This is a genomic window from Burkholderia sp. NLJ2 (assembly GCF_049487195.1).
Taxonomy (GTDB): domain Bacteria; phylum Pseudomonadota; class Gammaproteobacteria; order Burkholderiales; family Burkholderiaceae; genus Burkholderia; species Burkholderia pyrrocinia.
In genome coordinates this window covers 1895419-1912974 of sequence record NZ_CP137808.1, presented here as the reverse complement: position 1 = coordinate 1912974, position 17556 = coordinate 1895419, and the positions used below count along the sequence as shown (strand labels likewise).

Annotated in this window: 18 protein-coding genes; 3 read left to right on the top strand and 15 right to left on the bottom strand. The window is 68.0% G+C overall.

Annotated elements, in window-relative coordinates; genetic code table 11:
* Window positions 1-262: 262 nt before the first annotated feature.
* The gene (locus R9B84_RS08735; protein WP_423757667.1) at window positions 263-1726 is read left to right on the top strand and encodes an MFS transporter; all 1464 of its coding nucleotides are present in this window, start codon (window positions 263-265) and stop codon (window positions 1724-1726) included.
* Window positions 1727-1785: 59 nt separating this feature from the next.
* Here R9B84_RS08735 and R9B84_RS08730 read toward each other — a convergent pair whose 3' ends face one another.
* From R9B84_RS08730 to R9B84_RS08710, 5 genes are all read right to left on the bottom strand, one after another.
* Window positions 1786-2679 carry a LysR family transcriptional regulator gene (locus tag R9B84_RS08730; protein ID WP_047900702.1) on the bottom strand — a complete coding sequence of 298 codons (894 nt, stop codon included), beginning with the start codon at window positions 2677-2679 and terminating at the stop codon, window positions 1786-1788.
* A 95-nt stretch (window positions 2680-2774) separates the two neighbouring features.
* Window positions 2775-3602, bottom strand: coding sequence for an alpha/beta hydrolase (locus R9B84_RS08725; protein ID WP_423757666.1), 828 nt, complete (start codon window positions 3600-3602; stop codon window positions 2775-2777).
* Between the two features lie 256 nt (window positions 3603-3858).
* Window positions 3859-4242: a VOC family protein gene (locus R9B84_RS08720; RefSeq protein ID WP_034184203.1), complete on the bottom strand. Its 384-nt coding sequence runs from the start codon at window positions 4240-4242 to the stop codon at window positions 3859-3861.
* Window positions 4243-4265: 23 nt separating this feature from the next.
* Window positions 4266-5228: a hydroxymethylglutaryl-CoA lyase gene (locus R9B84_RS08715; protein WP_423757665.1), complete on the bottom strand. Its 963-nt coding sequence runs from the start codon at window positions 5226-5228 to the stop codon at window positions 4266-4268.
* A gap of 29 nt (window positions 5229-5257) precedes the next feature.
* Window positions 5258-6448: a CaiB/BaiF CoA transferase family protein gene (locus R9B84_RS08710; RefSeq protein ID WP_423757664.1), complete on the bottom strand. Its 1191-nt coding sequence runs from the start codon at window positions 6446-6448 to the stop codon at window positions 5258-5260.
* Here R9B84_RS08710 and R9B84_RS08705 point away from each other — a divergent pair.
* Window positions 6447-6845 (top strand): hypothetical protein, encoded by a 399-nt coding sequence (locus R9B84_RS08705; RefSeq protein ID WP_423757663.1) that lies wholly within the window; start codon window positions 6447-6449, stop codon window positions 6843-6845. The two genes, R9B84_RS08710 and R9B84_RS08705, sit on opposite strands and share 2 nt — an antisense overlap.
* Window positions 6748-7683 (top strand): D-2-hydroxyacid dehydrogenase, encoded by a 936-nt coding sequence (locus R9B84_RS08700; protein WP_423759981.1) that lies wholly within the window; start codon window positions 6748-6750, stop codon window positions 7681-7683. Before R9B84_RS08705 ends, R9B84_RS08700 begins: the two co-directional genes overlap by 98 nt.
* Window positions 7684-7960: 277 nt before the next feature.
* Here R9B84_RS08700 and R9B84_RS08695 read toward each other — a convergent pair whose 3' ends face one another.
* From R9B84_RS08695 to R9B84_RS08650, 10 genes are all read right to left on the bottom strand, one after another.
* The gene (locus R9B84_RS08695) at window positions 7961-8173 is read right to left on the bottom strand and encodes a hypothetical protein (RefSeq protein ID WP_047900698.1); all 213 of its coding nucleotides are present in this window, start codon (window positions 8171-8173) and stop codon (window positions 7961-7963) included.
* A gap of 206 nt (window positions 8174-8379) precedes the next feature.
* Window positions 8380-8817 carry a hypothetical protein gene (locus R9B84_RS08690; RefSeq protein ID WP_174418945.1) on the bottom strand — a complete coding sequence of 146 codons (438 nt, stop codon included), beginning with the start codon at window positions 8815-8817 and terminating at the stop codon, window positions 8380-8382.
* 172 nt (window positions 8818-8989) lie between these two features.
* Entirely contained in the window at window positions 8990-9913 is a 924-nt protein-coding gene (locus R9B84_RS08685) for an ABC transporter permease (protein WP_423757662.1), read from the bottom strand.
* Window positions 9913-10782, bottom strand: a complete 870-nt coding sequence (locus R9B84_RS08680; RefSeq protein ID WP_423757661.1) for an ABC transporter permease — start codon at window positions 10780-10782, stop codon at window positions 9913-9915. Before R9B84_RS08680 ends, R9B84_RS08685 begins: the two co-directional genes overlap by 1 nt.
* A gap of 37 nt (window positions 10783-10819) precedes the next feature.
* The gene (locus R9B84_RS08675) at window positions 10820-11899 is read right to left on the bottom strand and encodes an ABC transporter ATP-binding protein (protein ID WP_423757660.1); all 1080 of its coding nucleotides are present in this window, start codon (window positions 11897-11899) and stop codon (window positions 10820-10822) included.
* 49 nt (window positions 11900-11948) lie between these two features.
* Entirely contained in the window at window positions 11949-13124 is a 1176-nt protein-coding gene (locus R9B84_RS08670; RefSeq protein WP_047900689.1) for an ABC transporter substrate-binding protein, read from the bottom strand.
* A gap of 316 nt (window positions 13125-13440) precedes the next feature.
* Window positions 13441-14016, bottom strand: coding sequence for an RBBP9/YdeN family alpha/beta hydrolase (locus tag R9B84_RS08665; protein ID WP_423757659.1), 576 nt, complete (start codon window positions 14014-14016; stop codon window positions 13441-13443).
* A gap of 17 nt (window positions 14017-14033) precedes the next feature.
* Window positions 14034-15362, bottom strand: coding sequence for an MFS transporter (locus R9B84_RS08660; protein ID WP_423757658.1), 1329 nt, complete (start codon window positions 15360-15362; stop codon window positions 14034-14036).
* Between the two features lie 156 nt (window positions 15363-15518).
* Complete coding sequence (locus R9B84_RS08655; protein ID WP_423757657.1) at window positions 15519-16574, bottom strand: 3-keto-5-aminohexanoate cleavage protein; 1056 nt, start codon at window positions 16572-16574, stop codon at window positions 15519-15521.
* Between the two features lie 128 nt (window positions 16575-16702).
* Complete coding sequence (locus R9B84_RS08650) at window positions 16703-17551, bottom strand: TauD/TfdA dioxygenase family protein (RefSeq protein WP_423757656.1); 849 nt, start codon at window positions 17549-17551, stop codon at window positions 16703-16705.
* Window positions 17552-17556: the final 5 nt, after the last annotated feature.

Here is a 17556-nt window from a genome sequence, read left to right as displayed (position 1 = left end):
GCATGCCGCACCGCCCTGCTGCGCACATACCGCCCGCCGTGCGTTCCGTACCCTTTCTGCGCAGGAAAGGACGCTTGAAACATCCGCAATTATCGCGTGCCGCAGATTCGCCCACCATGTGTCGGACGATCGGCGCAGCCCGCGTAGCCGGCCCTTCCACGGGCCTTGCGGTGCGTGCCGCCCTATCGTGCGACCGGACGCGTCATGCCGGCCGCAAACGCCCAGGCCGTGCGCCACGGCATATCGATAATCAGGAGACACGATGAACAGCCAATCCCTCGATCTGGGCGGCAACGCGGGCGGCCCCGCGTCCGCACGACCGCCGGCCGCATCCGCCGGCGTCGGCGCCGATGTGGCGGCGCTGCCCGCGCGCCGCGTCACGCTCGGCGCTTTCATGGACGACCTCCCGGTCGGTGCGTTGCACCGGTTCGTCGTGTGGGTGATCGGCATCGGGCTGTTCTTCGACATGTACGAGATCTTCCTCGTCAGCACGATCGGTTCAGCGTTGCAGAACGAATACGGGCTGAGCCGGCAGAGCACCGATTTCAAGCTGCTGCTGGCATCGGCGTTCATCGGGATGTTCGTCGGCGCGATGTGCCTCGGCAGCCTCGCCGACCGCATCGGCCGGCGCAAGGCGTTCCTGCTGACGCTCGTGTGGTACAGCGCGTTCTCGCTGGTCGGCGCGTTCTCGGTGAATGCCGACATGCTCGTCGCGTGCCGCTTCCTGACGGGCATCGGCGTCGGCGCGATCTATCCGGTCGCCGACAGCTTCCTGTCCGAAATCCTGCCGAAGGAAAAGCGCGGGCGGCTCGCCGCATGGGCCTATACGACTTCCTATGTCGCGGTGCCGCTCGTCGGTTTCCTCGCGCTGTGGCTGAACCCGCTGCATGTGGCCGGCGTGGCCGGCTGGCGCATCATCCTCGCGATCGGCAGCCTCGGCGCCGTGTACGTGCTGCTCGTCCAGCACCGTCTGCCGGAGAGCCCGCGCTGGCTGCTCGCGCAAGGCCGCACCGCCGACGCGCACGCTGCGCTGCGGCGCTTCGCGGAAGGCACCGGCGTGCGCGTGCCGGAGCACTTCGCGGAATCGGCCGAGCCGCAACGGCCGCTCGGCCTCGGCGAGCGCATCGCGTTGCTGCGCCGCGAACCCTACGGCGCGCGCTACCTGATGCTCGCGATCTTTCACCTGTTCCAGGGCTTCGGCTACTACGGCTTCGGCACGCTGGCCGGCACGGTCGTGAAGAGCCGCGGCTTCGACGTGACGGACAGCACGCTGTTCATCGCGCTGTCGTTCGTCGGTTATCCGATCGGCTCGCTGCTGTCGATTCCGCTGCTCAACTGGATCGAACGCCGCACGCTCGTGATCGCGTCGATCCTGTCGATCGCCGTATTCGGGCTGTGCTTCGCGTATTCGGGCAATACCGTGCTGATCGTCGGTTTCGGATTGCTGACGACCTGCGCGTCGAACGTGTTCAGCAACGCGTATCACGTGTACCAGGCCGAGATTTTCCCGGCGCGCGTGCGCTCGACGGCAATCGGCAGTACGTATTCGCTGTCGCGCATCGTCAGCGGTGTACTGCCGTTCGTGTTGTTGCCGGTGCTCGGCAGCTACGGCGCGGGTGCAATGTTCGGCGTGATCTCGATCGCGCTCGGCATCGTCGCCATCACGCTGCGCGTGCTCGGGCCGCTGACCACGCGGCGCAGCCAGGACGAAATCAATCCGGTGTAATGCCGGGACCGGCACGGGGCGCACGCAGGCGTGCCCCGTGCGTCGCCGCTTCGGCGCACTCAGCGCGCCGACATGAAATCGAACAGCTTCGCGATGTCGGTCGTCAGCACGGTGCCGGCCTTGACGCCGACCCACAGCGTGCGCGTCGCCCACGCGTCGTCGAGTTTTACGACACCGAGCCGCGCCGCGCGCTCGCCGGTCACCGCATCGCGCGGCAGCACGCCGATGCCGAGCCCGGCCTCGATCATCCGGCTCACGCCGTCGAAATTCGATACCTGGATCCGCACTTTCAGCGAGCGCTCGGCCGCGAATGCGGCGTCGGTCATGCGCGCGAGCAGCGAGCTGCCGTCGCTCAGGCCGACGTAATCCTCGTCGAGCGTTTCCGCGAAGCGGATGCTGTCGCGTGCGGCGAAGCGATGCGCGCGCGGTACGAGCAGCACGAGTTCGTCGCGCCGGTACAGCCGCCGTTCGATGCCGGGCGCCGGCACGTTGTCGGCGAACACGCCGAGATCGGCCTTGCCCGACCCGAGCGCATCGACGATCTCGTGGCTCAACCGCTCCTCGAGACTCACCTTGATGCCCGGGTTGTCGGTGAGGAACGCGGCGAGATCGGCGGGCAGGAACTGGACGATCGCGGACGTATTGGTCCACACGTGGATATGGCCGCGCACGCCGGCGACGTAATCGCTCATCTCGTGCGCCATCCGGTTGACCTGCTCGATCACCTTCGCCGCATGGTCGAGCAGCGCGCGGCCCGCGGGCGTCAGCTCGACGCCGCGCGCATGCCGGACGAACAGTGCGCTACCGGTCACGCTTTCGAGCTCGGCGATGCGCTTGCTGACCGCGGACAGCGTGAGCTGGCCGTGTTCGGCCGCCTTCGTCAGGCTGCCGTGTTCGGCGACGAGCGCGAACACGCGCAGCGACTGCAGATCGAAATGAAGCGGGTTCACCATGTCGGGGGTCCTGGGAAGGCCGTACGGCGCGCGCCATCATCGCGGCGGCCTGACGCCGATCATACGCCCGGCCATGCAGGCGCGATACGGCGCGGCTAGCGCGGCGCGAGCGCCTGCAACGCGGCGAGCATCGCACCGTCCGGCTTCGCGAGATCGTCGAGCACCGCGAAGTGCTGCATGCCGGGCAGCCAGGTGCGCGCGATCCGTTCGCCGGCCGCTTCGCACGCCGCCGCGTATTCATGCGCTTGCCGGATGAGTTCGGGCAGTTCGGCATCGCCGACCGCGACGACGGTCGGCGCGCCGGGCCCGATGTGGCGCAGCGGGCTGTACGCGTCGACTTCTTGCGCGGTGAGCTGCAGCTTGTCGTTCAGGCAGCACAGCGAGATCGGTTCGAGATCGACGAGCGGGCTGATCGCGAGCGCTGAAACAACGGCCGGATGCGCGCGATGCATGGCCGTCAGGTGGCCGCCGGCCGAATGGCCGCTCAGGTGGATCGGCCGCTGCGCGGTGCCGAGACCGTCGGGATCGTTGGCGAGGTGGTCGAGCAGCGCGCCGATCTCGCCGACGATGTCGGTCATCGTCGCGACCGGCGCGAGTGTGTATTCGGCGAGCACGACGTCGAAGCCGCGCGCGAGCGGGCCGCTCGCCGCGTACGCGAAATCCTCTTTCGTGCAGTGTTGCCAGTAGCCGCCGTGAATGAACACGAACAGCGGCGCGTCGGGCTGCCCGCACGGCAGCCAGTCGAAGCGCTGCGCGGGTTGCGCGCCGTAACGCAGGTCGCGGCGGCCGGGTGTCGCGTCGTAAAGCGCCGCACTGCGCGCCTGGCACGATGCGAGCAATGCAGGGAAATCGGGAACAACTCTCGTGTTCAGGTAGGCGGCGTCGAGTGCCGCGCGGTCCATGCCGCGATAGAGGATCGTCATTCGGGGAGTGTCCGGGGCGGGTTGCGGATCAGCGAGGCAGGTTCGCCCTGCCCGCTGCGAAGGCGACGGCGGAACCGACACCTTCGCACCATTATCCGCAGCGCGACCGGGTCAGGCTATCCGGATTCGGCGGGTGCGGCGCGTGCCTGTCCGCTTTCGGCGAAAGACTCGCGACGTCGTGTGCGCATCGTGCCTGTGCTTTCGCGACCGGGCGGATCGATGTGCCGAAGCAGCGAGACCGGCCGGCCGCCGCCGGTCAGATCAACTCGGAGATCTCGATCAGGTTCAGGTCGGGGTCGCGCACGTAGACAGAACGGATCTTCTGCGTCGCGCCCGTGCGTTCGACGGGCCCTTCGACGATCGGCCATTCGACCCGCTTCAGGTGCGCGATCACGTCGTCGAGCGGCACCGACGCGATGAAGCACAGGTCGAGTGCGCCGGGCACCGGCACATGCGCTTTCGGTTCGAACTCCGCGCCGCGCACGTGCAGGTTGATCTTCTGGTTGCCGAAACGGAACGCCAGCCGGCCGGCGCCGAAGGTTTCGAGCTGCATCTGCAGCACCTCGGTGTAGAAATGCTTCGTCCTGTCGGGATCGACGCAGGTCAGCACGAGATGGTCGAGGTGATCGATCAGCGCCATGGAATTCGCTCCTGTTTTCCTGTTCATGAGAATGCGCGTTGCGCGGGCATGTCGCCGGCGTCGGCGCGCGGTGGCGGATGAAGATCCGAGCGGCGCCCGGCCTTCAGGATCTGGCTCGGCACGTCATGCCCGATCAGCGCGGGCAGCCGTGCCGAAGCGGCGAGCACGGCCGCGAGATCGATGCCCGTATCGTAGCCGTCCAGTTCGAGCATGTGCACGAGCTCCTCGGTACACGCGTTGCCGGTCGCGCCCGGCGCGTACGGGCAGCCGCCGAGCCCGCCGAGCGATGCGTCGAAGCGGTCGATGCCCGCGTCGAGCGCCGCGAGCGTATTCGCGAGCGCCATCCCGCGCGTATTGTGAAAATGCAGCGTGAGCTGCAGCGCGCCGAAGCGCTCGCGTGCCTGTTCGGCCAACGCATGCACCTGCGACGGAAACGCCATGCCGGTCGTATCGCACAGCGTGAAGCCATGTACGCCGAGCTCCGCGAAGCGCTGCATCCACGCGAGCACGGCTTCGGCCGGCACGTCGCCTTCCATCGGGCAGCCCATCGCGGTCGACAGCGACACGTTGATCGCGACACCCGTGCCGCGCACCGTGTCGATCACGTCGCGCAACTGCGCGAACGACTGCTCGCGCGTCATCCGCAGGTTCGCGCGGTTGTGGCTCTCGCTCGTCGACATCACGAGGTTCACTTCGTCGACGCCGCACGACAGCGCGCGCTCGGCGCCGCGCACGTTCGGCACGAGCACCGTATAGACGACGCCCGCTGCGCGCGCGATGCCGTGCATCACGGCCTCCGCGTCGCGCAATGCGGGGATTGCCTTCGGCGACGTGAACGACGTGACTTCGATCTTCGCGTAGCCGCAGGCGCTCAATGCATCGACGAGCGCGATCTTGTCGTCGGTATCGATGAATGCCGCTTCGTTCTGGAAACCGTCGCGCGTCGCGACTTCGTGGATGTAGAGCCGTTTGCGTGGCTTGCTCATGATGTTTCTTCCTGTCTCCTGTGGCCGGTTCAGATCACGCCGCGCGTGCGCCAGTCGCCGCGCGTCGCCGCATCGATGCCGATCGATTCGAGCACCGCATCGGTATCCGCGCCGAGCGCGGGCGCCGCGCGCTCGATGCGCCCGGGCGTCGCGCCGAGTTTCGGCACGATGCCCGGCACGAGCACGGGCGTGCCGTCGGGCAGCGCGGCGTCGACGATCATGTCGCGCGCGCGGTAATGCGGATCGGCTGCGATGTCGGCCACGTCGTAGATGCGCCCTGACGGAATGCGCGCTTCGTTCAGCGCGGCCAGCACGTCGTCGAGATCGTGACGCGCGCTCCACTCGCCGATCGCCGCATCGATGCGCTCGACCTGCGCGACGCGCCCGTCGTTGTGCGCGAGCGCGGGATCGTTGCCGAGATCGGGCCGGCCGATCAGCTCCATCAGCCGACGGAAGATGCTGTCGCCGTTGCCGGCGATCAGCGCATACCTGCCGTCGCGGCAGCGGTACGCGTTGGTCGGCGCGATGCCGGGCAGGCTGCTGCCGGCCGCCTCGCGCACCGCGCCGAACGCCGAGTATTCGGGCAGCAGGCTTTCCATCATGTTGAACACCGATTCGTACAGCGCGACGTCGACGACCTGCCCCTTGCCGCCCTGCTGTTCGCGATGCCGCAGCGCGAGCAGCACGCCGATCACGCCGTGCAGCGCCGACAGCGAATCGCCGAGCGAGATGCCGACGCGCACCGGCGTGCGGCCGGGCTCGCCGGTCAGGTGCCGCAGGCCGCCCATCGCCTCGGCGATCACGCCGAAGCCGGGACGGTCGCGGTACGGGCCGGTCTGCCCGAAGCCCGACACGCGCAGCATCACGAGCCCCGGATTGATCTCGGACAGCGCGTCCCAGCCGAGCCCCCACCCTTCGAGCGTGCCGGGCCGGAAGTTCTCGATCAGCACGTCGGTCTCGGCGACGAGGCGGCGCACGACGTCCTGCCCTTCGGGCGTGCGCAGGTCGAGCGTGAGCGAGGTCTTGTTGCGCGACTGCGCGGCCCACCAGACCGACGTGCCGTCGTGCAGCAGCCGCCATTTGCGCAGCGGATCGCCGAGGCCGGGCGGCTCGACCTTGATCACGTCCGCGCCGAATTCGGCGAGCATCCGGCCCGCGAACGGCCCGGCGATCAGTTGGCCGAGTTCCAGCACGCGGATGCCGTCCAGGGGGCGTGTCATGGCTGTCTCCGATGAAATCGTGTTGTCGATGACAGTGATCATGACGGCGTTCGCGCACCGCGAAAATCGATCGATGCTCAACCAGCCTTTCCGAAACGGAAAGGTGCGCGTCGACGCGATCGCTGCATTCGTTCCCGCGTGGTGTGCGTCCGCCTTTCCTTCCGGGAAAGCGCGCTCGCGCAACGGTCAAACGACGCCGTGCGCGCCGCCGGCAGAATCGAAGCCGTTCCGCGCCCGCCGGGCGCCTGTCACTGTCAGCGAGACCCGCCATGTTTTCCGTTTCTTCTCCCGCGACGATCGTGTTTCTCGATCGCGCGACGCTGTCGCCGCAAACCGTGCTGAAGCCGTTCCCGTTTCCGCACGTGTTGCAGACCTTCGACCGGACGGCCGCGCATGAGGTGGCCGCGCGCATCGGCGACGCGGACATCGTCGTGACCAACAAGGTGCGGCTCGACGCGGCGGCACTCGCCGCTGCGCGCCATCTGCGGATGATCGCGATCGCCGCGACCGGCACCGACATCGTCGATCTCGACGCGTGCGCGTCGCGTGGAATCGTCGTGAGCAACATTCGCGGCTATGCGGTCCGCACGGTGCCTGAGCATACGTTCGCGCTGATTTTCGCGCTGCGTCGCAGCCTCGTGGCTTACCGGGACGCGGTGCGCGCCGGGCGCTGGCTCGACAGCGGCCAGTTCTGCTTTTTCGACCATCCGATCCGCGACCTGGCCGGCTCGACGCTCGGGATCGTCGGCGACGGCGTGCTCGGGCGCGCGGTGGCCGGCATCGCGCGTGCGCTCGACATGCGCGTGCTGTTCGCGGCGCACGGCGATGCCGCAGGTGACGATTACGCGACGCTCGACACGCTGCTGCGCGACAGCGACGCGATCACGCTGCACTGCCCGCTCACGCCCGCGACACGACACCTGATCGATGCGGCCGCGTTCGCGCGGATGGCGCGCCGGCCGCTGCTGATCAATACCGCGCGCGGCGGGCTCGTGGACGAAAACGCACTGGTCGACGCATTGCAGTCGGGGCAGATCGCGGGCGCGGGGTTCGATGTGGTCACGCAGGAGCCGCTGCCGGCCGCGCATCCGTTCCACGCGATCCTGTCGCATCCGGCATTCATCCTGACGCCGCACGTCGCGTGGGCAAGCGACGAGGCGATGCAGGCGCTGGCCGATCAGCTCGTCGACAACGTCGCCGCGTTTGTCGGCGGCGAGCCGCGGCATGTCGTGTGATTCGCGCCGCAGCGGCAAATCGATTCACGCACGCAAACAGAAAGGCCCCGCTCGATTGCTCGAAGCGGGGCCGACTGAATGAGGGGCTGCTTACGCCAGCGACTCGGCACGTGACGGGTTCGTGCATCCGCCCTATCTTGCGGCCGGTTTCTGAATTCCTGATGAGCGCTACTTTAAGGAATTCAGGCCGACAACGCTGTAGGGCCAGTCTGAAACTGAATCGGACGAGTCATGAAAAACGTCTGGTCCGGCTGCAGCGCACCGCTCGACGCAAATTTCAGTATGCGGACATCTCGACGCAGGGATCGACCTTGGACGGCGAGCAGATGACCGAATACTTGGCGCTCTCGCGCATCAGCGCTTCGCCTTCGTGCAGCGCGATCTTGATCTCGGGGTGACGCTCGTACGCGAGGAATGCCGAGCACATGACCGCGGACATCACGACGAGGGAAAACACAAATTTTTCAAGGGTTTGGAAACGTTCAGGCATGGTTCGACCTTTCTCTCAGCCGGTGATTATACCCTGAGATAAGGGTTTTCCCTATAACCCGGCCCGCATGCCGAGGATGCGCTCAACCGATGACAGACCGCGCGCTCGTGCCCTTTTTCTCCGTTAATCCGCGCTTCAGCGCCGGTCGAACAAGAACGACAGACCGTGCACCGCCGGAAGGAAGAGAACAGCCTGCCGCCGGCGCGTTACTTCGGCGCCGACGCTGCGCTGGCCGCGTCGCCATGCCACGCCTTGCCGATCTGGTCGATCAGCGACTTCGCGGTGCCCGTCGCAAGCGCTGCGTCGACCCCCGACGTCTGCCACGAGCCGTCGGCAGCCTTCACGAAGGTCAGGTTCGCACGGGACGGCGAGTAATCGGCATTGCGCCACGTGACCACGACGTCGCACGAGTACGTGCGATCGCCGAGCTTCTTGCAGTCGCCGTCCGGTTTCGCCGATACGACATCGGCCGACACGGGCAGCGGCTGGCCGAACAGCGCGTTCAGGCCGCCGTGGTTTTCCGCTTCGAGCGCGCGGCGCACCGCGGCGTCGACGTCGCTTGATCCGGGACCGTCGTGGAGCAGGTTGCAGGCGGCCAGCAGCGTCGAGGCACAGCCGAGTGTCAGCAGCGTTTGAAACTTCATGGATATCCGTTGTCGGGTGAACACGTCGGGTGGCGCGCGGCGACGTGCAGGAACGCGTTCGCCGGGCCGGTATGCCGCGTAGTCTGCAACGTCCGCGGGTCGTTCGCGGTATCCATTTGTAACCAATTGCACGGACGCGCGGCGGCACGGCGCGTCCGTGTAACGCCCTCTCTTACTGCCGCTCCTGCTTCACGCGGCTGACGAGCTGCGTCGGGCTCACGAACTGCAGCGCGATCACGACCCATACGAGCGTGATGGCCATATAGATCATCGCCATCGCGTCGATCGACTGCGGCGCGCGCACGCCGGTCGAGAACACCGCGTAATACAGCGCGACGACCAGCGTCTGCGTGCTCGGGCCCGCGGTGAAGAACGTCAGCTCGAACATCCCGATCGTGCGCACCAGCACGAGCAACCCGGCCGCGAGCATGCCGGGCACGAGCAGCGGCAGCAGCACGTAGCGGAAATAGCGCCACGTGTTCGCGCCGAAGATGCGCGCGGCGGCTTCGAGATTCGGATCGATCTGCTCGATGAACGGCGTCATCACGAGGATCACGAACGGCAGCGCCGGCACCAGGTTCGCGAGGATCACACCCGGCAGCGTGCCCGCGAGCCCGACCTTGTACATCACGGTCGCCATCGGGATCCCGTACGTGACGGGCGGCACCATCAGCGGCAGCAGGAACACCAGCAGCGCGAAGCGCTTGCCGCGAAACCGCACGCGCGCGAGCGCATAGGCGGCCGGCACGCCGAGCGCGATCGACAGCAGCACGACCGCGCCGACGACCTCGACGGTCACCCACAGCACGCTCGCGAGCTGGAAATCCTCCCACGCCTTCGCATACCAGCGCAGCGTGAAGCCCTGCGGCAGCGGCGTGCCGAACCAGCGTGTCGCGATCGAGTTCACCGCGACGGTCGCGATCAGCAGCATCACGTTCAGCAGGAAGAACGCCATCAGCCCCCAGACGAGCGCCTTCCAGGCGCGGCCGGCGAGGTTGCTTCTCATCTTTTGCGGTCGCCTCGCGTTGACGGGCCGTGCATCGGGCGCGCCCTGCTTCGGCGGCCAGGCCGGCGCGGCATGATTGTCGGTCGCCATCAGCCCTTGCCCCCCGTCACCGGCCCCGTGTAGAAGAAACGGCGCGCGCCGAGCATCGATGCGACCACCAGCAACTGCACGAAGCCCATCACGATCGCGATCGCCGACGCGAGCGAATAGTCGTAGCTCTCGAACGCGGCTTCGGCCGCCGCGATCGAGATCACGCGCGTCGGCCCGGCCGGCGCGCCGAGCAGCACGGCCGACGGGAACACCGAGAACGCCTGCACGAACGACAGGCACGCGGCCATCGTAAGCCCCGGCACGAGCAGCGGCAGGTAGATCTGCCGGAACTGCTGCCACGGGTTCGCGCCGAGCGTCGCCGCTGCGCGCGCGAGCGTCGGGTCGATGCCGCTGATGTACGACAGCATCAGCAGGAACGCGAACGGAAAGCCCGACACGATCAGCGACAGCAGCACGCCCCAGTAGTTGTGCGTGAGCCGCACTTCATCGGTGTACAGGTGCAGCCCCTGCAGCGCCTGCGGGAACCAGCCGTTCGGCCCGAAGTACGTGAGCATCCCATCGGCGACGAGCACCGTGCCGAGCGTGACGGGAATCACGAGCAGCGTCGTGACGAACTTCTGATACGGCGAATTGCGGCGCAGCGCGAACGCGACAGGCACCGAGACGCCGACGTTGATCAGCGTGGCCGGCACCGCGAGCTTCAGCGTGACGAGCACGGTCGGCCACATCGCGGTATCGGTGAAGAACTGCACGTAGTTCGCGAGCGCGCCGCCGCCGTTCATCGGCTGGAACGACAGCACGAGGCCGTACGCGAACGGATAGATGAACAGCGCGACGATGAACGCGAGCGCGGGCGTGACGAGCCAGGCCTTCGCGTCGCGCGGCGTGCCGGCCGAGAGCGTGCTCATGCGGCCTCCCGGCGCGACGGCGCGGCGGTCGAGCCGCTCATGCCGGCGCTCCCGGATAGACGAGCGTGCGCGACGGCGCGACGCGCAGCCGCAATCGTTCGCCTTCCGAGAATTCGCCGGCCACGCGCGCCCAGATCGGGCCGAACGGTGCGACCGCGCGGATCAGCGAATCGCGGCCGCCGTACTCGACCGTTTCGACCGTCGCGTCGAACGTGTTGTCGCCAGCGTCGTCCGCGCGCTCGATGTCGTCGGGACGCAGCGCGACCACGACGTCCTTCGTGTCGAAGCCGGCCATCGGCACGCCCGCGACGCGCACGCCGCCAGCCGTGACGTTCACGTAATCGCCGGCCATCCCTTCGAGCGTGAACGGCAGTACGTTGCGATAGCCCATGAAGCGCGCGACATGCAGGTTGTGCGGGCGCGTGTAGACGTCCTTCGGCGACGCGACCTGCTGCACGACGCCCTCCTTCATCACGACGATGCGGTCGGCCATCGACAGTGCCTCGTCCTGGTCGTGCGTCACGTAGATCGTCGCGCGTTCGAGCTGCGTGTGGATGCGGCGGATCTCCGCGCGCATCTCGATGCGCAGCTTCGTGTCGAGGTTCGACAGCGGCTCGTCCATCAGCACGAGCGGCGGCTCGATGACGATCGCGCGCGCGATCGCGACGCGCTGCTGCTGCCCGCCCGACAGTTGCCCGGGCAGCTTGCCCTCGTGGCCGACGAGCTGCACGAGTTCGAGCGCCTGCTGCGCGAGGCGCCGCGTTTCCTGCTTGGGCACGCCGCGCATCTTGAGGCCGAAGCCGACGTTGTCGAGCACCGACATGTGCGGAAACAGCGCGTAGTTCTGGAACACCATCCCGAAGCCGCGGCGCTCGGGCGGCAGCACGTCGATGCGCGTGTCGTCGAGCCAGATGCCGCCGCTCGTGAGCGGCTGCAGCCCCGCGATGCAGTTCAGCGCGGTCGACTTGCCGCAGCCCGACGGGCCGAGCAGCGCGATGAACTCGCCGCGCCGGATCTCGAGGTCGAGCCCGTCCAGCGCGGCGACCTGCGCCCCCTCCGCATTGGTGAAGCTGCGGCACACGCCGTCGAGCCGCAGCCGTTCGAAACTGTGCTTCATTACGCGAACTCCATGGACGCGGGCGCCGCGGCGCCCGCCGGTTCAAGCGTCACTTCGACTTCTGCGAACCGATCTCGCGATCCCACTTCTGGAACGCGGCGACCATCGCCTGCGCGTTGAGCGGCTGCACGTGCGGGCGATCCGCGAGCAGCTTCGCGTATTCGGGGCGGCCGAACTTGCGGATCACCTCCTGGCTGTGCGCGGGCGCCATCTCGAGCGTCACGCCCTTCACCGCCGGGCCCGGATAGAAATAACCGTCGTCGTAGGTCATCGCCTGCTGCGCCGGTTCGAGCAGGAAGTTCATCAGCTTGAACAGCACGTCGAGCTTTTCCTTCGGCACGCCCTTCGGAATCACCATGTAGTGCGCGTCGTTGACCCACGTCATGTTGTCGAACGCCTGGACCCTGAACTCGGCCGGCACGATGCCGAGCGCGCGCGGGTTGAGGTCCCAGCCGGTGACGGTCACGGTCATGTCGCGCGTGCCCTCGCCGAGCTCCTTCATCACGGCCGACGTGCCGCCCGGGTAGTACGGCACGCAGTCGTTCAACGCCTTCAGGAACGCCCAGGTCTTGTCCCAGCCGTTGATCGGGTCCTGCGGATTCTTGTCGCCGAGCACGTACGGCAGCCCCATCAGGAACGTGCGGCCGGGGCCCGAGTTCGCCGGGCGCGCGTAGATCAGCTTGTTCGGGTGCGCCTTGCACCACGCGAGCAACTGGTCGGGTGTCTTCGGCGGGTCGCTGACTTTCGCCGGGTTGTATTCGAGCAGCGGGCCGGCCGGCATGTAGGTGACTGCGAGGCCGAAGCCCTGCGCGAGATCCTGCATCTTGCGCGGGCCGGGCGCGTACCTGTCGAGCACGCCGGGGAACGCGGCCGCGTTGTCGGGCAGGAGTTTCTGCCACAGGTTCTGTTCGATGCCGGCGGCCAGCGCGTCGGTGCCCGTCAGCACGAGGTCGATGTCCGAGCGCCCGGCCGCCTGCATCGCCTTGATCTTGCCCGGCAACTGCGGCGCCGGCGCATTCGTGAACGTGACGTTCGATACGAGGTTCGGGTTCTTGTCCTTGAACGCTTCGATGGCCTTCTGCGTGAGCTGCAGGTTGCCCGCGACGTCGACGATGTTCAGCGACACGGGCGCTGCAACGGCTGTGGCGGCCCCCGCCGCCGTCAGCGTGAAGCCCAACGCCACGGCAATCCGGCGGGCACGGCGCGCGATCGTGGTTGTGTTCATGTCTCCTCACTTCGGTCGGTGGATGGGACCTTTCTTTTCAGGAAATCATGACGGCGTTATACGATGTCGGTCAACAAAAAACCACGGCGCACGGGGCGGGACTTTCCCTGACAAAAACCTTCCGGCGGTTGACGATTTGCGTGCTGACCGATTTTGTGGAACGTCGCGGCATCGATTGCTCGGTGTGTTAGGACGTCGTATATCAGCGAGCGGAGAATTGGAATCGGTTCAGGGCAGCGCGGCGGCCCGACGGTGACGGGTGTTCGCGCCGGAACCGGATCGGGCCCGGCGCGTTGCGGATGGACGCGCCGGATGTTCAGGAGGCGCCGAGCGCCACGACCTCGCCGATCAACCGTTCCGCGTCATGCCACTCGCCATACCCGGACGCGGGGTTCAGGTGCCCGACCTCGCCGAGATCGACGAGCTTGCTGCCCCACCCCGCTGCGAGCACCTCGATGCGCTCGAAGCGCGCGAGCGGATCGTTGCGGCTCGCGGCGACGAGGCTCGGGAACGGCAGCCGTGCAGTCGGCACGGGCGTCCAGCCGTGCGCGTCGATCGCATCAGGTGTTGGATAGCCGGCGGGCATCGGCGTATCGAGATCGGCCGGCGCCGCAAGCAGCGCGCCGTGGATCGCGCGCGTGGCCTGCTGCGCCCAGTGCACGGCGATCATCACGCCCGCGCTATGCGCGACGAGGATCACGGGGCCGTCGATCGCGGCCAGCGCCGCGTCGAGCGCCGCGACGCGCGCGGCGCGGCTCAGTTTGTCGGCTTCCAGCGGGGCGACGGACCGTGCGTTCGGCAAGCGCCGTTCGAGGTGCGTCTGCCAGTGGTCTTCGACGTGATCGCGCAAGCCAGGCACGATCAGGATGGTGGGCGTGGTCGCCAGGGTCATGCAGCCTCCGGGAGGGTTCAGGAAAGGTGTGTCGCGCGCTGTTCGCGTTCGGCGCGCGCGAGATCGGCCGCGTAGCTCGCGCGTCCGATCGCGAACAGCACGGCGGCCGCGAGCGGCACGACGGGAATCCATTGCAGTGCGCCGACGAGCCCGGCGCGATCGGCGACCCACCCCGTCAGCAGCGGGCCCGGCGCCATGCCGAGCAGGTTGTTCGCGAGCGTGAGCGTCGCGAATGCCGATGCGTGGATCGCGGCCGGCGTCAGGTTCGCGACCATCGCGCCCGATGCGCCGGACGCGCCCGCGCCGACCAGCATGCCCGCGCAGATCAGCACGAGCTGCAGCGGCCCGGGCGGCAGCCGGAACGCGACCGCGAGGCAGACGCCCGTAATCAGGCAATAGGCGATCGCGGTCAGCCATTTGCGCGAACCGTCGGCGCGGCCGACGCGGTCGGTGACGATGCCGCAGCCGACCATCCCGACGCCCGCGAGCAGCACGAAGCCGGCCGCGAGCACCGCGGCGCGGTCGGGCGCCATCGCGTAGTAGCGGTTCAGGTAGCTCGGCAGCCACGCGAACAGCGCGCCCGGCACGAACAGGTGCAGCCCGCTGCCGAGATACGCGCAGATCACCGAACGCGACGCGAACAGCCCCGACATCAGCGCGCGCACGCTGCCGCGCAGGTCGCGCGGTGCGTCGGCATCGCGCCGGCACGGTTCGACGCGGCACGCGGCGAGCCGCCGTTCGGTCACCGCGCAGCGATACGCGACGAGCAGTACGATGCCGAGCGCGGCCATCACGCCGAACGACCAGCGCCAGCCGAGGTGTGCGCCGACCAGCCCGCCGAGCGCCATCCCGAACACGGAGCCGAACGCGCCGCCGGCCATGAACGCGCCGGTCAGCGTCGCGCGCAGCCGGGCCGGAAAGATGCTGAGGATCAGCGCGACGCCGACGCTGCCGTACGCGGCTTCGCCGAGCCCGACGAGGCCGCGCGCCACGAGCATTTCGCCGTAGTTGGTCGACAGCGCGCAGCCGAGCGTCGCGACGCTCCACAACGCGGCCATCAGCACGATGCTGCGCACGCGCCCGAAGCGGTCGGCGAGCACCGACAGCGGAAACGTGAGCAGGCCGACCAGCAGCGCGACGACGCCGCTCAACGAGCCGAGCTGCGTGTCCGACAACTGCCACGCGTGCTTGAGCAGCGGAAACACGGCGTTCAGCACCTGCCGCGACATGTAGTCCGACAGCAGCAGGCCGACGGTCAGCCCGAACACCAGCCACGCATACGCAGGCGCGCGCCGCTCGGTGGCCGTCAGATTCTGTAGCGACGGCTCGACATGATGAATCAACATGCGTGTCTCCTCCGGCACCGGTGCGATAACGCGCCGGCGCGGCTTGCGCGGCCCCGCTCCGTTCGGCGGAGCTTGCCTCGCGCGCTGCGCGAGGGTGGGTGCCGCACCACATCGATCGGCGGGCGGCGTTCGCGGGCCGCCCGGGTGCGCGGCGCGTCAGGCCGCGCGCAGCGGCACGCTCACCTGGCCCGGCCGGCGGTTCGGCGCCATCCCGAGCTGTGCGAGCGTTTCGTCGACGCCGTCGTACTGCACGCCGATCCGGTAGATCGCCTTCGCCTCCTTGCCGGTCGCGATGTCGCGGCCGAGTTCGCGCGCGATGCGCGCGCACTGCTCGACCTGCTGCACCGACGTCATCCGGTTGCCCTTCTGGTCGATGATCGTGTCCTCGATCCCGCAGCGCGGATGCAGGCCCAGCGCCATCGCGACCGTGTTGATCGGCAGCACGTTCTTCATCAGCGATTCGAGCGTGATGCACGCGCCGTCCGGGCAACGCCGCACGAATTCCATGAAGTTGTACGGATTCGGGCCGTCGAAGCCGCCGCCGATGCCGACCCACGTGACGTTCAGCGGGCCGCAATAGACGCCGCGGCGGATGATCCGTTCGAGCGTTTCGAGCGCGTGCATGCCGGTGAGCTGGAAATGCGGCTGGATGCCGGCCGCCTGCAGGCGGCGCAGGTGTTCGTCGACCCAGCCGGGGCCGGCCGGCACGGTCATCTCGCGGTACGCGTCCCAGTACGCGGTTTCGTTCAGCGACGTGCCGGCGATGTCCTGACGGTTCATCAGTTCGGTGATGTTCATCTGCACGGTGTTGATCGCGACCGTCACCTGGTCGGGCTTGGGCGTCAGCTCGGCGAGCATGTGCCGCGTGTCGTCGGACAGCCATTTCGCTTCCGCGCCGTCGCCTTCCGGCGCGAACGAGATCGAGCCGCCGACCTGCAGGATCATGTCGGGCACGGCCTCGCGCAGCCGGCCGAGCAGTTCGTTGAACTTCGACAGCCGCTTGCTGCCCTTGCCGTCGAGTTCGCGCACATGCAGGTGCAGCACCGTCGCGCCCGCGTTGTAGCAGTCGACGGCCTTCTGCACGTGCTCGTCCATCGTCACCGGAATGTCTTCCGGGAAATCCGCGGGCATCCATTCGGGGCCGTACGGCGCGACCGTGATGACTACCTTGTCCTGGTTTTCCGGGTGCAGCGAATCGTCGAGAAATTGCATGTCGTCCTCCAGTGGGAATCGTTGTATTCGGGTTGTATTCGGGCGTACGGGCGTGCGTATCCCGCCGCGCCGGGCGGCGGGCCCGGCGCGTTGCATGGGGTGGCGAATCGGTTACGGTGCGGGCGCGCTCAGAACGGCACGTCGCCGACGATGCCCGCGCGCTCCATCCTGCGCACGCACGGCGGGTAATCCATCACCGCGTAGTGCTGGGTGCTGCGGTTGTCCCAGATAGCGACGCTGTTTTTCTTCCAGCGCCAGCGCACCTGGTATTCGGGGATCATGGCCTGACTGATCAGGTAGTGCAGCAACTGGCCGGCGCCGGGGTTCGCGTCCTGCCCGAAGCGCACGCGCTCCGGCGTGTGGAAGTTCGTGAAATGTGTCGTGAACGCATTCACGTACAGCACTTTCTCGCCGGTTTCGGGATGCGTGCGCACGACCGGATGCTCGGCGTCCGGATACTGCGCCTTCAGCGCGAGGCGCTTGTCGATCGGCATCGCCGCGCCGAAGCTCGCCTCGATGCTGTGGCGGGCGCGCAGCCCGTCGATCTGCTGCTTCACGTGTTCCGGCAGGTTGTCGTATGCGAGCACCATGTTCGCCCACATCGTGTCGCCGCCAACCGGCGGACCCTCGACGCAGCGCAGCACGCAGCCGAACGGCGGCGCCACGCGCCAGCTCGCATCGCTGTGCCACGCATTCTCGTAGCGGTCGTTCGGCTGGTCGGGCGACTTGTAGATCCGCACGAGCCCCGGGTGCTCGGGATCGCTGCCGGCGACCGGATGATCCTCGAGCTCGCCGAAGCGCCGCGCGAATGCGACGTGCTCGGCGCGCGTGATGTCCTGGTCACGCAGGAACAGCACGCGATGCCGGAGCAACTGCGCGCGGATCTCGGCGAACAGGCCGTCGTCGTGCACGGCGTCGGCGAGGCTCACGTCCAGCAGTTCCGCGCCGATCGCGCAGGTCAGGGGTTCGACTCGCATGCGCG

Coding starts and splice junctions, on each gene's coding strand:
- R9B84_RS08670 (WP_047900689.1), bottom strand. CDS start 13,124: ATGAACACAACCACGATCGCGCGCCGTGCCCGCCGGATTGCCGTGGCG.
- R9B84_RS08685 (WP_423757662.1), bottom strand. CDS start 9,913: ATGGCGACCGACAATCATGCCGCGCCGGCCTGGCCGCCGAAGCAGGGC.
- R9B84_RS08660 (WP_423757658.1), bottom strand. CDS start 15,362: ATGTTGATTCATCATGTCGAGCCGTCGCTACAGAATCTGACGGCCACC.
- R9B84_RS08720 (WP_034184203.1), bottom strand. CDS start 4,242: ATGGCGCTGATCGATCACCTCGACCATCTCGTGCTGACCTGCGTCGAT.
- R9B84_RS08730 (WP_047900702.1), bottom strand. CDS start 2,679: ATGGTGAACCCGCTTCATTTCGATCTGCAGTCGCTGCGCGTGTTCGCG.
- R9B84_RS08710 (WP_423757664.1), bottom strand. CDS start 6,448: ATGACACGCCCCCTGGACGGCATCCGCGTGCTGGAACTCGGCCAACTG.
- R9B84_RS08680 (WP_423757661.1), bottom strand. CDS start 10,782: ATGAGCACGCTCTCGGCCGGCACGCCGCGCGACGCGAAGGCCTGGCTC.
- R9B84_RS08735 (WP_423757667.1), top strand. CDS start 263: ATGAACAGCCAATCCCTCGATCTGGGCGGCAACGCGGGCGGCCCCGCG.
- R9B84_RS08675 (WP_423757660.1), bottom strand. CDS start 11,899: ATGAAGCACAGTTTCGAACGGCTGCGGCTCGACGGCGTGTGCCGCAGC.
- R9B84_RS08715 (WP_423757665.1), bottom strand. CDS start 5,228: ATGAGCAAGCCACGCAAACGGCTCTACATCCACGAAGTCGCGACGCGC.
- R9B84_RS08695 (WP_047900698.1), bottom strand. CDS start 8,173: ATGCCTGAACGTTTCCAAACCCTTGAAAAATTTGTGTTTTCCCTCGTC.
- R9B84_RS08665 (WP_423757659.1), bottom strand. CDS start 14,016: ATGACCCTGGCGACCACGCCCACCATCCTGATCGTGCCTGGCTTGCGC.
- R9B84_RS08650 (WP_423757656.1), bottom strand. CDS start 17,551: ATGCGAGTCGAACCCCTGACCTGCGCGATCGGCGCGGAACTGCTGGAC.
- R9B84_RS08655 (WP_423757657.1), bottom strand. CDS start 16,574: ATGCAATTTCTCGACGATTCGCTGCACCCGGAAAACCAGGACAAGGTA.
- R9B84_RS08725 (WP_423757666.1), bottom strand. CDS start 3,602: ATGACGATCCTCTATCGCGGCATGGACCGCGCGGCACTCGACGCCGCC.
- R9B84_RS08690 (WP_174418945.1), bottom strand. CDS start 8,817: ATGAAGTTTCAAACGCTGCTGACACTCGGCTGTGCCTCGACGCTGCTG.
- R9B84_RS08705 (WP_423757663.1), top strand. CDS start 6,447: ATGGCTGTCTCCGATGAAATCGTGTTGTCGATGACAGTGATCATGACG.